The sequence below is a fragment of the Tardiphaga sp. 285_C5_N1_2 genome (genome assembly GCF_052076065.1).
GTDB lineage: Bacteria > Pseudomonadota > Alphaproteobacteria > Rhizobiales > Xanthobacteraceae > Tardiphaga > Tardiphaga robiniae.
Genome location: NZ_CP197241.1, coordinates 2379326 through 2394011 on the forward strand (window position 1 = coordinate 2379326; position 14686 = coordinate 2394011).

Here is a 14686-nt window from a genome sequence, read left to right on the forward strand (position 1 = left end):
CAAGATGGGGGGCCATGACGTGTTAGGCAACCGCTGAAAGTGGTCTCAAGCGGCGCGAACCGTATCGAGGAACCGGTCGACTTCGTCCTTCAGGCGATTGCTTTCGAGCGATAGCGACTGCGCTGCAGCCAGCACCTGCGTGGAGGCTGAACCGGTCTCGCTGGCGCCGCGATTGACCTCGGTGACCTCGCTGGCGACCTGGGTGCTGAGCTGGGCCGACTGCTGGACATTGCGCGCGATTTCCTGTGTCGCTGCGCCCTGTTCCTCAACCGCCGCTGCGATGGCCGACGAGACTTCGGAAATCAGCGTGATGGTCGAGCCGATCTCCTTGATGGTCTCGACGGTCTCCGCACTGGCCGCCTGCATGCCGGCGATCTGCATGCTGATTTCGTCGGTGGCCTTGGCGGTCTGCGACGCCAGCGCCTTCACTTCGGCGGCGACGACTGCGAAGCCGCGGCCGGCGTCACCGGCGCGCGCCGCCTCGATGGTGGCGTTGAGCGCCAGCAGGTTGGTTTGTTCGGCAACGGCGGTGATGAGCTTCACGACGTCATCGATCCGTGCAGTGGCCTGCGTGAGTTTGGTAATGCTTTCATTGGTCTTCTCGGCCTGCAGCACGGCGGTCGAAGCGATACGATTCGATTCATGAACCTGGCGGCCGATTTCATTCACCGACGAGGTGATTTCTTCCGTTGCCGCGGCCACCGACTGAACGTTGCTCGACACCGTATGCGATGCAGACGCTGCCGAGCCCGACAGGGTCATGGTGATATCCGACGTGCGGGTCAGCGTGGTGGCGGAGGCTTCGAGCTCGGTCGAGGCGGATGAAAGCGAACCAACCAGCTCGCTGATCATCGACTCGAAGTTGCTGGTCGCCTTCGTAATGGTTTCCGCACGGGCGGCCTTGATTGCGGCTTCGGCACCGGCAGCCTGATCCGCAGCACGCTTGGCGATGAGGGCGTCCTTGAATATCTGCAACGCGCTGGCGATGCGGCCGATCTCGGTGCTCTCGCCCTGATGCGGGATAACGGCCTCCAGCTGCCCATCGGTTAGCTGGCCCATCGGCTTCAGGATCGAGGCGATGCCGCCGGAGATGTCGCGCACCAGATACATGGCAGCGCCGAGACCGAGCACGACCGAGGCGCCGAGAATGATAACCATCATCCAGATGGCGTTGGCATAGGTTGCGTTCGCATTGCTGCCGGCCACTTCGGCGCCCTTGTCGTTCAACTCAACGAGCTTGGCCAATGTGCCGTCCATGGCGCGGCCGGTCGGAACGACCTTCTTGGCGTTGATCTCTTTGGCTGCCGCCACATCGCCCTTGTTGGCGAGGGCCTGGACGTCGTTGCCCGCGGCGATGAAAGCCTTCCATTCTGCGTCGAGCTTGTCGGCCAATTCGCGCTCTGCCGGCGACGACACCAGCGGGGCATAGGCCTTTGCTGCCTTTTCAAAGTCCGATTTGCGGGCGGCGAGGTTCTTGTCGACATCCGGACGGTCGGCATCGGCCACGATCAGGTGGTCGCGCAGCACTGCGCGATACCGCGCCGACTGAACGCGCATTTCGCCGATCCAGCGGACGCTGGGGAGCCACTGCGTCTGGATATCCTGGGTTGCTGCGTTGATGGCTCGCATCTGCATGAAGGCGAGGGTGCCGATGCCCGCGATCACCACGAAGAGAAAAGCGACAATGACAAACAGCTTGGTACTGATCGAATATCTGGCGAGCACGAACATATTCCTCGGCGGTTCTAAGGCTGCGACGCCGGTCAGCCGAAATGGCGGCTGCCTTGGGTTGCGGCAGGGCAAGAAGCAGCAAGTTCCAGTTGAATCACCTGCCTTCAAAACGGGCTGGGTTCACGGCAAGACAGTGAATGGTGGTCGTCAACGTTCAGTAAATTTTGACACAAATACCGCTTTAAGTAGTTGAATCTGGTGCTGAAATACCGACGCGACGTATCCGGGTGCCGATGGTGCTTGACCCGAGGTAGCTGGTTATTGCGTGTGCAATCATGTAGTTCCCGCGTTGCGGGAGGTTTTCCGATCACTCGATTGCATTTGGAAATGGTAGTCCGAAATTCATCGGTCGGAGGCCTCCGGTGATGCAGTCGCGGCCCGCAAATTCGGGCGATCTGATCGCCGAGCTTTGGTTGCCGCGTCGGGTGCGGTCGGGTAAACCCTGCGCTTCGCGCTTGATCGCGAACCCGATTCCGCCCTCTGACGTATTTCCAGGATACCCATGCATCGCTACCGGTCTCACACCTGCGGCGCGCTCCGCGACAGCCATATCGACCAGACCGTTCGCCTGTCGGGGTGGTGCCATCGTATCCGCGACCATGGCGGCGTGCTCTTCATCGATTTGCGCGACCATTACGGCCTGACCCAATGCGTCGCCGACCCGGACTCGCCGGCGTTTAAGGTCGCCGAGACGCTGCGCTCGGAATGGGTTGTGAAGATCGACGGCAAGGTGCGTCGTCGTCCCGGCGGCACCGAGAATGCCGAACTGCCCACCGGCGATGTCGAGATCTATATCGATGCCATCGAGGTGCTCGGCCCCGCGGCCGAACTGCCGCTGCCGGTGTTTGGTGATCAGGACTATCCGGAAGACATCCGCCTGAAATATCGCTTCCTCGACCTGCGTCGCGAGAAGCTGCATGCGAACATCATGACCCGCGGCGCCATCGTCGACTCGATGCGCAAGCGGATGAAGGAGCAGGGCTTCTTCGAATTCCAGACGCCCATCCTCACCGCGTCGTCGCCGGAAGGCGCGCGCGACTTCCTGGTGCCGTCGCGCATCCATCCCGGCAAGTTCTACGCGCTGCCGCAGGCTCCGCAGCAGTACAAGCAGCTGCTGATGATGTCGGGCTTCGACCGCTACTTCCAGATCGCGCCATGTTTCCGCGACGAGGATCCGCGTGCCGATCGTCTGCCCGGCGAATTCTACCAGCTCGATCTCGAAATGAGCTTCGTCGAGCAGGAAGACGTGTTCGCGGCCGTGCAGCCGGTCATCACCGGCGTGTTCGAGGAATTCGCCAAGGGCAAGCCGGTCAACAAGGACTGGCCGAAGATTCCTTACGCAGAGTCGCTCCGCAAATACGGCACCGACAAGCCGGACCTGCGCAACCCGATCGAGATGCAGAACACGGCGGAGCACTTCCGCGGCTCCGGCTTCAAGGTGTTCGCGCGCATGCTCGAAGACGACAAGAATCAGGTCTGGGCGATCCCCGGTCCCGGTGGCGGCAGCCGTGCATTCTGCGACCGCATGAATTCCTGGGCGCAAGGCGAAGGCCAGCCGGGCCTCGGTTACATCATGTGGCGTGAAGGCGGTGAGGGCGCTGGTCCCTTGGCCAACAACATCGGACCGGAGCGCACTGAAGCGATCCGTCAGCAGCTCGGCCTGAAGGCCGGCGATGCCGCGTTCTTCGTCGCGGGCGATCCCGAGAAATTCTACAAGTTTGCTGGTCTCGCACGCACCAAGGTCGGCGAAGAGCTCAACCTGATCGATAAGGAGCGCTTCGCGCTGGCCTGGATCGTCGATTTCCCGATGTACGAGTACAACGAGGACGACAAGAAGGTCGACTTCTCGCACAACCCGTTCTCGATGCCGCAGGGTGGCATGGATGCGTTGACCGGTCAGGATCCGCTAACCATCAAGGCCTTCCAGTACGACATCACCTGCAACGGCTACGAGATCGCGTCGGGCGGCATCCGTAATCACAAGCCAGAAGCGATGGTGAAGGCGTTCGAGATCGCCGGCTATGGCGAGGAGACGGTGGTCGAGCGCTTTGGCGGCATGTATCGCGCCTTCCAGTACGGCGCGCCGCCCCATGGCGGTATGGCGGCAGGCGTCGATCGTATCGTGATGCTGCTCTGCGGTACGAACAACCTGCGCGAGATCTCACTCTTCCCGATGAACCAGCGTGCTGAAGATTTGTTGATGGGCGCACCGTCAGAGGCTTCGCCGAAGCAGTTGCGTGAAGCGCATATCCGTCTCAATCTGCAGGACAAGTAGTCCAGCAAGCCAACAAGAAGAAACGCCCTTCTACCTAACTTTTGTTTTATGACGCGCGGGAGCACGCATGTCTTCTTCATCCTCCGACGATCTTTCGCGCGCGGCGCTTGCCTATCACCGCCTTCCCAAGCCGGGTAAGCTCGAAATCCAGGCTACCAAGCCGCTCGCCAACCAGCGCGATCTGGCGCTGGCCTATTCGCCGGGCGTGGCGGCGCCGTGTCTCGCGATCGCAGCCGACCCCAATGAAGCGGCGTCGCTGACCTCGCGCGCCAATCTCGTGGCTGTCGTCTCCAACGGCACGGCCGTGCTTGGTCTCGGGAATATCGGCCCGCTGGCCTCGAAGCCGGTGATGGAAGGCAAGGCGGTCCTCTTCAAGAAATTCGCCGGCATCGACGTGTTCGACATCGAGATCGCCGCCGACACCATCGAGCGCGTGGTCGAGGTCGTCTCGGCACTGGAGCCGACCTTCGGTGGCATCAACCTTGAGGACATCAAGGGTCCGGAATGTTTCGAGATCGAGGCGCAGCTTAAAGAGCGCATGAAGATCCCGGTGTTTCACGACGATCAGCATGGCACCGCCATCATCGTCGGCGCCGCGATCAAGAATGCGCTGCTGCTCAACGGCAAGAACATAAAGAACGTCAAGATCGTCTGCTCGGGTGCTGGCGCTGCGGCGATCGCCTGTCTCAATCTTCTGGTGTCGCTGGGCGCGCAGAAGAAGAACATCTGGGTCTGCGATATCGACGGTGTCGTGCATGAGGGCCGCAACACCCTGATGGATCGCTGGAAGGCGGTCTATGCGCAGAAGACCGATGCGCGCGTGCTGGGCGATGTCATCGCCGGCGCCGATATTTTCTTGGGCGTCTCCGCTCCGGGCGTGCTGAAGCCCGAGATGGTCAAGGCGATGGCCGACAAGCCGCTGGTGATGGCGCTGGCCAATCCGACGCCGGAGATCATGCCGGACGAAGCGCGCAAGGCACGCCCGGACGCGATGATCTGCACCGGCCGGTCGGATTTTCCGAACCAGGTCAATAACGTCCTTTGTTTCCCGTTCATCTTCCGCGGTGCACTCGATTGTGGTGCGACGGCGATCAATGAGGCGATGAAGATCGCTGCCGTCGATGCCATCGCGCAGCTTGCGCAAGACCCGCCGTCGGATGCTGTGACCGCCGGCTTCGACAACGAGACCCAGGGCTTCGGTCCGGGGTCGCTGATCCCGAGCCCGTTCGATCCACGCCTGATCCTGCGCATCGCGCCGGCCGTCGCCAAGGCGGCGATGGAATCCGGCGTGGCCTCGCGCCCGATCGCCAATTTCGAGGAATACACCGCAGGTCTCGAGCGTTTCGCATTCCGCTCCGGTCTGGTGATGAAGCCGGTCTTCGCGAAGGCAAAGACCCAGCCGGTGCGCGTGATTTATGCCGAAGGCGAAGACGAGCGCGTGCTGCGCGCCGTGCAGGTGGTGCTGGAAGAGAAGCTGGCGCGTCCGATCCTCGTTGGCCGTCCGTCGGTCGTCGAAGCCCGCATCAAGCGGTTCGGTCTGGCGATCCAGGCCGGCCAGGATTTCGACCTGATCAATCCCGAGGACGATCCGCGTTATCGCTCTTACGTGCAGTCCTATATCGACGTGGCCGGCCGTCGCGGCGTGACGCCGGATGCTGCGCGCACGGTCGTCCGCACCAATGCGACGGTGATCGCCGCGCTCGCCGTGATCCGCGGCGAGGCGGATGCAATGATCTGCGGCGTCGAAGGCCGCTACATGAGCCATCTGCGCCATGTGCGCGAGATCATCGGCTTCCTGCCGGGCGTCAGCGATTTTGCAGCGCTGTCGCTGATGATCACCAGCAAGGGTGCGCACTTCATCGCTGATACGCAGGTGCGTCCGAATCCGAGCGCGGAAGAACTCGCGGAAATCGCGGCGCTCGCTGCCAACCACGTGCAGCGCTTCGCCATGAAGCCGAAGATCGCTTTCGTGTCGCATTCTGACTTTGGCAGCTACGATACGGACTCTTCGCGCAAGATGCGCCGCGCCGCAGCATTGCTGCGTGAGAAGCATCCGGAAATCGAGTCCGATGGCGAAATGCAGGGCGACACCGCGTTGTCGGAAGCGGCCCGCAAGATCGTGCTGCCGCATTCGAAACTCGAGGGCTCGGCGAATGTCCTCATCATGCCGACGCTCGATGCCGCCAATGTCGCTTATCAGATGATCAAGACGCTGGCGGATGCGCTCCCGGTCGGCCCGATCTTGATCGGCCCGGCGCGTCCGGCGCATATCCTGACGCCGGGGGTGACAGCGCGTGGTATCCTCAACATGACGGCGGTTGCGGCTGTCGAGGCGCAGGAGCGTGCAGGGCGTCCGCAGGCGAGCCTATTCGGCTAGCGCGTTCAGTCAGCCTCGCGCTGGCTGGATGCTGCCCGGCTATTGCGCTTTTGGATAGTTCGCCAATCTGAGAAGCATCGCGACAAATGGATGACGCCAACGAGGTCATCCATTTGTTCGTTTGAAAAATGTGATGGAATGATCATACTCGTCACGTATTTCGACAAGTATTTATTGCAGTCCAGCGAGGCCGACCAATGCCAGCGTTTATTACTTTCGGGCGCATTCTCTTTGCCGTGATCTTCATTGCGTCCGGCGCATCCAAGTTTCTCGACCTCAGCGCAACAGCAGATGCGATCGCGAACAAGGTTATCCCGACGATCCCTGCGGTCGTGACGCCCTATGCGACACAGCTCGAAGGGCTGGCGGGCATGGAATTGAAGCAGATTCTTGCAATCGCCGTTGCGACACTGGAACTGGTCGGCGGTATCCTCGTCGCGCTGAATCTGGGCGCGCGCTTCTTCGCCCTGGTGCTGGTGCTGTTCGTGATGGCCGCAACGTTCTACTTCCACGACTTCTGGAACCTGACCGGTCCTGAGGCCAAGAACCAGATGATCCACGCGCTGAAGAACCTGTCGCTGATCGGTGGCCTCTTCATGATCGCCGGTATCGGCCGCAGCGCGCGGCTGCCGGGCGGCTACAACGAAGTGTAGTTGTCGCTCAGGACACCCGCCGCCAGGCCGTTACTGTGACTTCATGTGTGGTGTCGAGGATCTGTACCTCGCTCGTTTGCATACCGTGACTGGAGAGAATGTCCTGCGGTGATCGTTCGGGGACGCCGGGGAAGCATCCCTCGCCGCCGGGCAGGCGGACATGCGGCGCCTGCGACAGCCAAAACACGTCGATGCGATCAAAGAACATCTCGAATACGCTGGGGCCGCCGATGACGGCGACGGTGCCGGCATGAACGCCCGCATGCGCGCAAGCGTCTTCGAAAGATGCGCCGGCCGGATTCCACAGCGTGGCTTTGTTGTTTTCGGGATCGGGGCCTATGGCAGCGATGCTGCGGCTGACGATGATGCGCTTGCGTTTCGGTGAATTCGGCTGATCCTCGAACGAATGCCTGCCGTGCACGATCAGGTCGGCACGGTCGAGACCTGCGGTGAAAAAGGCGAGGTCGCCGGGAAATTTGAGGGTATCGGGCATCACGCCACTGGCATCGGCGAGCATGCCGTCCGCCGAGACGATGACGTAGCCGTTGAAACGAAATGCGGGCATCAGGGGCGTCGACGAGTCCTCATTATTCCGAGATCGTCTGGACGACGCTGTTCACAGGACGGCTGCTGACCGTCGGCAGCTTGGCGTCCTTGACGATCGCTTCATCATAGGACGCGATGGTCTGTACGGGCGCCTTGGCCCGCATATGCACGACCTTGTAGCCACCGGCCTTGAGCTTGCGCAGCAGGGTCGGCAGCGCTTCGGCGGTGTGCTTCTGGAAGTCGTGCATCAGGATGATACCCTTACCGAGCTTGTCGAGCTTGGTCATCACATTGGTGATGACCTGTTCGGACTTGCGCGTCTTGAAGTCGAACGAGTCGATGTCACAGGAGAAGATCGCCATGTTGCGCGTGCCGAGATAGGTGACGATTTCCGGCGGGTGCTGCAGCGCCGGAGCGCGGAAGAACGGTGCGGGGGCTGAGCCGAGTGCCCACTTTACCGCGCTGAAGCCTTTCTCGATTTCATCAATGCGCTGCTGCTGGGTCAGTTTCTTGTTGGTCAGCGCGATATGAGCCCAGGTGTGTCCGCCGATGGTATGGCCGGCCGCAGCGACCTGCTTGAGCACCTCCGGATAATAGGTGGCGTGCTTGCCGATCGGGAAGAACACCGCCTTGACGCATTCGTCGGCGAGCGTCTTCAACACAGTCGGCGTCGTAGTCTGCCATGGACCATCGTCGAAGGTCAGCACCACTTCCTTGTCGCGCAGGAAGTCGAGCTGCTTGAAATGTTCGAAGCCGAAGCCCGGACCACCCGTCGTGTCGATCTCGACCACACGGCTGACGCCGAGCGCATCGGGATTGGCGCAGGTCGATTTGGCGGGGGCAGGTGCAGCCGCGGGCGCCGGTGGCGGCGCAGGCGTTGCCGCGGGGGCGGGGGCAGCAACACCGGCTTTGGGTGCCTGCGCCTGTGCGCCTGCTGCCCACAATGAAATAGCGCTCGCAAAAATCAGACCTGCCGCACTGCGCATCACGTCCCCCTTGACCTGCGACCAGCGTCGTCAGCGAGGTGGTCGGGCTGATCCAGATGGTCGTGGCCGCAATTCTAGCGCGATTTCAGGCGGTACCGCTATGGCAACGGCCTTTATCCCCAGTCAGCGCTTGGATCGATATTGAACCGCTCAAGCCGCGGTCAGGGCGCGTCCGACTGCGGTCTTGATGCGTGTATCGGTCGGTTCGAATTCGGAGGCAAATGAGTCGACGAGGTAGCCATCGCGTCCGACCAGATATTTGTGAAAGTTCCACCGCGGCAGGTCGCGCGGCCGTGCCTCTGCCGCCCATTTGTAGAAGGGGTGCGCGTTCGGTCCCTTCACGATTGTCTTGGCGGCCATCGGGAAACCGATGCCGAAATGTCCCTCGGTAATCTCGGCGATCTCCTTGGCGCTGCCCGGCTCCTGTCCGCCGAAGTCATTGGAGGGCACGCCGACGATCATCAAGCCGCGCTCGCGGAACTCGGTCCACAGTGTCTGAAGCCCGGCATATTGCGGGGTGAAGCCGCATTGCGAGGCGGTGTTGACCACCATGATCGGGCGGCCGGCATAGTCGGCAAGTTTGATGTCGCCACCCTTGAGGCCGGGAAACGCGAAGCCATAGGCGGTCATGCGGCTCACGGCGCCTTGCGCCGAGGCGTGACGCGCGACCGCCACAGCACTTGCCGCGCCCAATACCGTTGTCAGTATCTGCCTGCGATTGATCATCGCCATTCGTCGTAGCCCAGCCTGTGTCGCGAGCAGAGTAGCGTCATCTCCGAGATGACGCACTCAACAAGCTGTTACAGGGCCGGAGTGAACGAGGCTAGCGCAGCGGCACCACGAATTCGGTGCCCTGGCCGGTCTCGCCGCCGGCGGCAATGCCCTGATCGGACACCACGATGGAGCCGCCGCTCGCGAGCGCTTCGGTAATCTGTGCCATGGCGTCCGCAGGGATCGTCAGGCGGTCGAGCGCCTCTGCGGCGCTGTTTGGCAGAGGACGGGTTTTCACTTCAACCGCGCCAGTGGATTTGCGGCGACGCGAAACATTGTCGTCCTCGTCGGCGCGACGCGGGACGGCAGGCAGCGAGACTGCAGTCCAGTGAAACGCCTTGGTATCATCCTTGTCGGTGCGGGCGGTAAAGATGTGAGTGCCGAGCGGGCGATCGCTGGGCTTGATGGCGATCGGCGTCTCGAACAGCGGCGCGAAATTCTGCCGCACATAGAGCTTGCCGTCCTTGCCGCTGACCAGCACGGCAATCTGGCCGGACCGCTTTGGCGTCGCATCGGCGGCAGGTGCCGCAGGCATCTCGGCGTTGGCTGAATCGGCGGGGCGCGTTTCGTCCTTCTTGACGTCGGGCACACTGGCGACGGCCGGTGCGACGTCAGCTTTTGCGATTTCCGCCTTCGGTGCTTCCGTCTTGGCAGGTTCCAGCTTGGCTGGCGCTTCCGCGACGGTCTCTGCCGATTTGACCTCGGGGGTCGGCAATTCGACGACTTTGGCAATGGCGGCGTCGAGATCGCGGCGCGTCATGATCTCGGGCTCGGCGGTTTTGACGGTGCTTTCGACCTTTGCAGGTGTGGCGTCCGACATCACAGTCGCGGGCGCCGGTTTTGTCATCGCATTGCTGGCATCGGCGGTCTGAGTCTTGGCGCGGTCGGCGGCGGATGGCCTCAGACCGAGGTCTTGGGGCTTCGCATCTGTCGATGCCTTATCAGCCTTTGGCGACGCCTGGACGTCTTGAGGCGCCGCTGCCGCGACCGTACCCGGCGCGGCCTTCTGAGCGGCGAGCAGCGGATGCGAGATTTCCGCCGGGGAGATTTCGCCGGGCGCGATGATCACGCGGGCGCCCATGCGGGTCCAGCCCCAGATTTTGGTCGCAAAGGCCATCGGCATGCGGATGCAGCCGTGGGACGCCGGATAGCCTGGCAGCGCGCCGGCATGCAAAGCAATGCCCGACCAGGTGATACGCTGCATGTAGGGCATCGGCGCGCCGCTATAGATGTTGGAGCGGTGCCATTTGTTCTTCTGGATGATGCTGAACACGCCCATGGGCGTCGAATGGCCGCGCATACCGGTGGAGACCGGTGTTTCCGCGAACAGGCCGTTGGCGTCGAACACTCGCAGTGACTGTCGCTCGATCGAGATGGCGATCACCAGCGGGCCGACCGGCTTGGCGTGTTCCTTGACCTGTTTCTCAAGTTTGGCGCCAAGACGCTTCAGCTTCTTCTGGCGCTGCTGCGGTTGCGGCGCCGGCGGTTCGATCTCCCGCATGATCATTGGGTTTTCGTCGGTCCAGAACACCGCCGCATCGGCAGGCGCCGCCACGGTCATGCCGGCCATGGCGACGAGTGCGATCCGCAGGAAGCTGCCGGAAAAGAATGTGCTGCCCAGAAAGCGGCTCTTGTCCGTTGATCCCCACGACAACTGAAATACACCCACGTCCAATATCCTCGAATCCATCTGAAAACATTAGTCTCGCAGGCGCGAGATGGGTTCACCAGCATGAGTGATCTGGCTACCGCTGAGTCGGGATCAGCCTAGCAAAAAAGCCTCACATTGAATTAACAGAGGGGCATCCTGGCTTCCGAATCCGGTTGGAATGCCTACATATTCTGGATCGGTCACGGAGAGTTGCATGACGTTTAATGGATCTGGCGGGCTCACCAAGATGTTGCGGCGCGGCGTCCTGGCGCTTTCGGCATTCGCGGCGTTGGCAATTGTCCCGGCGCAGGCTGCGGATGAACCGGATCTGATCTTCCGGCGCTCGACCGTGTTCAAATGGCTCAGCCCGAACGACAAGCTGGCGACCTATGGCGTCGACGACCCCGAAGTCGACGGCGTCGCCTGCCACTTCACGGTGCCTGAAAAGGGCGGCTTCAAGGGCTGGCTCGGTCTGGCCGAAGAAGTTTCGGACATCTCGCTCGCGTGCCGGCAGATCGGTCCCATCACGTTCAAGGCCAAGAGCGATCAGGGCGAGGACATGTTCCGGCAGCGCCGCAGTCTTTTTTTCAAGAAAATGCAAATCGTCCGGGGCTGCGACGCCAAGCGAAACGTGCTGGTTTACATGGTCTATTCGGACCGGATCATCGAGGGTTCGCCGAAGAACTCGACGTCATCAGTTCCGATCATGCCCTGGGGGCAGTCAGACGTTGCCGTCCAGAAATGCGGCGACTTCATCAAATAAGCGATCTATCGGCCGCTAGAACTTAGCCGTGCTTCGCTATTCAGCGGAGTGGGTGACGACGCGTTTCGTGCGCAAGCGGTCCCATGACTGCTGCGGCTGCGGGTCACGATAGCCCACGAGCTGGACTAGCTGCTGCGGATAGCACTCGTTGCCGTGCGAGCCGTAGCCCTGCTGCGACATGGCGCCTTGGCATTTGGCGCGCGCGTGTACCGTGGAGATCAGTGGCCGTCCGGGGGCGCTGATCGGGGTATCCTTGCCAACGTCGTTGTTGCCAGTTCCCACGACTGCATTCCTTCTCTTCCAAGTGAACAGAAACGCGCAGTCGCCTGAAAAGGTTGCATACGCTCTCCTGAAGTCGCTTTAGCCGCGTTTAGGTTCAGTTTTGTTAAGGGCGTGCGACAGCCAGACGAACTTTCGAGACATCCTTTCCAAGGCGTTCTTTTCGAGCCGTTCGCATAGTAACCGCCCGGATTGTGTCGTCGGATGGGCGCGACGAAACAATTGAGCAGGCAGACGAAACCATTTTCCTCTTGGGTCGCAGACGTGCCGAAACCGCCATTGGTTATCCATTTGCCAACGACGCGGCGGGAAGCGCTGCCGAACTGGAGACGTCAGATGCGCACCATCAGCTTCATCCTCGCTTTCGCCTTCATCCTGGCCGGCCCGTCGATGGCCGGTTCCACCGATGGTAACCTACCCGGTATCGGTACGTTCGCCTTTACCGGTTCGCCCGCGATCAGTGCTGCTGCGCCGATGGTTGTGGCCTACGTACGCTGATTTCGATCGCGGGTAGACAACCGAGAAACAACAAGAAAAGTTTTGAAATGACCCGACCACGTGTTCTGACCGCCATTGTTGTCGCTGCCACCCTTGCAAGTTCCATCACGGGAAGTGCAGCGCAGGCGCAGATCTGGTCGTGGCGGAAATTGCCGGACCAGCGCGGCGAATTCGTCCGCCTGTGCTCGCCGCATATGGTCGGGCGATGGGCGCATCCAGAAGAAGTGTGCGGCTGCCTGCATGACCATGCTGTAGCAACGGTGGAAGACGTCGATTTGCGCGAGGCACTGCTGCGGGGCATTAGCGAGCGCGGCGTGCCTACCATCGAGAAGGACTGGATCCCGGCATCCAAGCAGTCGATGATCAGCGCGACCTTCACGCAGATCGCGAAGCCGACCCTGCAATGCATGTATGATCCGGCGCCGCTGGATTGAACCACTCAGTTAGTTCGCGTGATCTTTTTGCGCTGCGTCGTCGCGCCAAAATGATAGCGGATTTCTGTCTTTCCCTCTCGTCATCCCGTTACTGCCGATGATAGCGTTTTGCTACACCACCGTTAGGTGGGTGGATTCGCTACTAATTGAATTGGTGGGAACCGAGGGATTTTTTATGCGATTTGTTTCGATCGGCTTGACGTGTGTCTCGATATTTCTGACCGGCGCGGCGTTAGCTGCAGATGCCAGCACCCAGGAAGCCAACAAGAAAGCCGTCGTTGAATTCTATGAGAAGGGCCTCAACCAAAAGGACTTCGAGGCGGCATCCAAATATTTCGGTCCGCGTTATGTTCAGCACAATCCCAACGCGGCTGATGGTGTCGAGGGCTTCAAAGGCTTTATCGGTTTCCTGCGGGAGAAATTCCCGGACTCGCATAGCGAGATCAAGCAGGCCTTCGCCGACGGCGACTATGTGATCCTGCATGTGCATGCCGTGCGCGAAAAGGGCACGCGCGGTAACGCGATCATCGACATCTTCAAGCTTGAGAACGGCAAGATCGTCGAACATTGGGATGCCGTTCAGCCGATCCCAGAAAAATCCGCTAACACCAACGGCATGTTCTGATGGATATGGCGCAGCCCCAGCGTGACGATCGATTGAAAGGCAAGGTCGCCATTATCACCGGTGCGGGTTCCCGCGGCGATGGCATTGGCAACGGGCGTGCCGCAGCGGTGTTGTTGGCGCGGCATGGCGCGCGCGTCGCGTTGGTCGACACCGACGTAGACGCTGCCGAAGAAACCGCGCGATTGATCGCTGTGGAGGGCGGCATCACGCAGATCTATGACGGCGATGTCAGTGATCGCGCGTCATGCGAGGCGATCGTCGAACGCACCGTCGAAGGCTTTGGCCGTCTTGATATCCTCGTCAACAATGTTGGCCTCACCGGGCCGCGCGGCGACGCCATCGAGGTCGACGACCGCGCCTGGGACGGCGCCATGCGTATCAACGTTGCCTCAATGATGCTGATGGCGAAGTATGCGATTCCGGAAATGATGAAATCCGGCGGCGGCTCGATCATCAACCTGACGTCGATCGCCGGCCTGCGTGGTGGCCATCCGAGCTTGTTGTATCCAACGTCGAAATCGGCGGTGATCGGCCTCACCAGAGCGATGGCGGCACATCACGGCCGCGACGGCATTCGCGTCAACTGCATCGCTCCCGGCACGGTCTATACGCCGATGGTGGCGTCGCGTGGCATGAGTGATGAGATGCGCAAGGCGCGCGCAGCGGGCACACTGCTGGGCACCGAAGGGACCGGCTGGGATATCGGCTATGGTGTTCTGTTTCTTGCCAGCGACGAGGCCCGCTGGATCACAGGGATTACGCTAGCGATCGATGGCGGTGCGAGTGTGGGCCAGACCGGTTCACCGGTGCCGCCAAGCGAGCCGCTGCGACATTGATGAGCATGTCTTGGACTAGCGCGTCTTGGTGCCCGCGCGGGGAACGCATTTGCGAACACGCGTCACACCGGACGTGGTCAGCGTCGTGCCGGACACTTCCTTGATCTGGCCGGTGGGGCAAGAGCCGTCATCGACCAGAATGCGCTGGCCGAGGCGGACATCAACAATGTCCTGTTCGCGGTTGACCTGATCGATCGCAAGCGCCGGCGTCGCTAACGCAAGCGAAGCCAGAATTCCTGATAGCCAAATTGCCGAGCGCAT

General features: G+C 61.3%; 15 protein-coding genes. 9 read left to right on the forward strand and 6 right to left on the reverse strand.

Annotated features, from left to right (window positions below):
- Nucleotides 1–45: 45 nt before the first annotated feature.
- Nucleotides 46–1725 carry a methyl-accepting chemotaxis protein gene (locus tag AB7951_RS11400; protein ID WP_120292564.1) on the reverse strand — a complete coding sequence of 560 codons (1680 nt, stop codon included), beginning with the start codon at nt 1723–1725 and terminating at the stop codon, nt 46–48.
- Here AB7951_RS11400 and AB7951_RS11405 point away from each other — a divergent pair.
- The 4 genes from AB7951_RS11405 (at nt 1697) to AB7951_RS11420 (ending at nt 7036) form a co-directional block, all read left to right on the forward strand.
- On the forward strand, nt 1697–1924 hold the full coding sequence (locus AB7951_RS11405; protein ID WP_158596856.1) for a hypothetical protein: 228 nt from the start codon (nt 1697–1699) through the stop codon (nt 1922–1924). The two genes, AB7951_RS11400 and AB7951_RS11405, sit on opposite strands and share 29 nt — an antisense overlap.
- A gap of 309 nt (nt 1925–2233) precedes the next feature.
- The gene (aspS, locus tag AB7951_RS11410) at nt 2234–4006 is read left to right on the forward strand and encodes an aspartate--tRNA ligase (RefSeq protein ID WP_120292391.1); all 1773 of its coding nucleotides are present in this window, start codon (nt 2234–2236) and stop codon (nt 4004–4006) included.
- Between the two features lie 67 nt (nt 4007–4073).
- Nucleotides 4074–6383, forward strand: coding sequence for an NADP-dependent malic enzyme (locus tag AB7951_RS11415; protein WP_089263974.1), 2310 nt, complete (start codon nt 4074–4076; stop codon nt 6381–6383).
- A 197-nt stretch (nt 6384–6580) separates the two neighbouring features.
- Nucleotides 6581–7036 (forward strand): DoxX family protein, encoded by a 456-nt coding sequence (locus AB7951_RS11420; RefSeq protein WP_089263975.1) that lies wholly within the window; start codon nt 6581–6583, stop codon nt 7034–7036.
- A gap of 7 nt (nt 7037–7043) precedes the next feature.
- Here AB7951_RS11420 and AB7951_RS11425 read toward each other — a convergent pair whose 3' ends face one another.
- The 4 genes from AB7951_RS11425 to AB7951_RS11440 all read right to left on the reverse strand — a co-directional run bounded on the left by AB7951_RS11425 (nt 7044) and on the right by AB7951_RS11440 (nt 11008).
- Complete coding sequence (locus AB7951_RS11425) at nt 7044–7601, reverse strand: dihydrofolate reductase (protein WP_120292393.1); 558 nt, start codon at nt 7599–7601, stop codon at nt 7044–7046.
- Nucleotides 7602–7623: 22 nt separating this feature from the next.
- On the reverse strand, nt 7624–8568 hold the full coding sequence (locus tag AB7951_RS11430) for a polysaccharide deacetylase family protein (protein WP_068731103.1): 945 nt from the start codon (nt 8566–8568) through the stop codon (nt 7624–7626).
- Nucleotides 8569–8718: 150 nt separating this feature from the next.
- A complete protein-coding gene (locus AB7951_RS11435; protein WP_120292566.1) occupies nt 8719–9294 on the reverse strand; it encodes a glutathione peroxidase in 576 nt (191 codons plus the stop codon).
- Between the two features lie 97 nt (nt 9295–9391).
- Nucleotides 9392–11008, reverse strand: coding sequence for a L,D-transpeptidase (locus tag AB7951_RS11440; RefSeq protein WP_439061679.1), 1617 nt, complete (start codon nt 11006–11008; stop codon nt 9392–9394).
- Between the two features lie 229 nt (nt 11009–11237).
- Between AB7951_RS11440 and AB7951_RS11445 the strand changes: the two genes are divergently transcribed.
- The 5 genes from AB7951_RS11445 (at nt 11238) to AB7951_RS11465 (ending at nt 14425) form a co-directional block, all read left to right on the forward strand.
- On the forward strand, nt 11238–11753 hold the full coding sequence (locus AB7951_RS11445) for a CreA family protein (protein WP_120292570.1): 516 nt from the start codon (nt 11238–11240) through the stop codon (nt 11751–11753).
- A 615-nt stretch (nt 11754–12368) separates the two neighbouring features.
- Nucleotides 12369–12530, forward strand: a complete 162-nt coding sequence (locus tag AB7951_RS11450; protein WP_175366113.1) for a hypothetical protein — start codon at nt 12369–12371, stop codon at nt 12528–12530.
- Between the two features lie 47 nt (nt 12531–12577).
- Nucleotides 12578–12964, forward strand: coding sequence for a hypothetical protein (locus AB7951_RS11455; protein WP_120292397.1), 387 nt, complete (start codon nt 12578–12580; stop codon nt 12962–12964).
- 175 nt (nt 12965–13139) lie between these two features.
- Nucleotides 13140–13589, forward strand: a complete 450-nt coding sequence (locus tag AB7951_RS11460) for a nuclear transport factor 2 family protein (RefSeq protein ID WP_120292399.1) — start codon at nt 13140–13142, stop codon at nt 13587–13589.
- The gene (locus AB7951_RS11465; RefSeq protein WP_244558278.1) at nt 13589–14425 is read left to right on the forward strand and encodes an SDR family NAD(P)-dependent oxidoreductase; all 837 of its coding nucleotides are present in this window, start codon (nt 13589–13591) and stop codon (nt 14423–14425) included. Before AB7951_RS11460 ends, AB7951_RS11465 begins: the two co-directional genes overlap by 1 nt.
- A 15-nt stretch (nt 14426–14440) precedes the next feature.
- Here AB7951_RS11465 and AB7951_RS11470 read toward each other — a convergent pair whose 3' ends face one another.
- Nucleotides 14441–14686 carry a DUF6719 family protein gene (locus tag AB7951_RS11470; protein WP_089263984.1) on the reverse strand — a complete coding sequence of 82 codons (246 nt, stop codon included), beginning with the start codon at nt 14684–14686 and terminating at the stop codon, nt 14441–14443.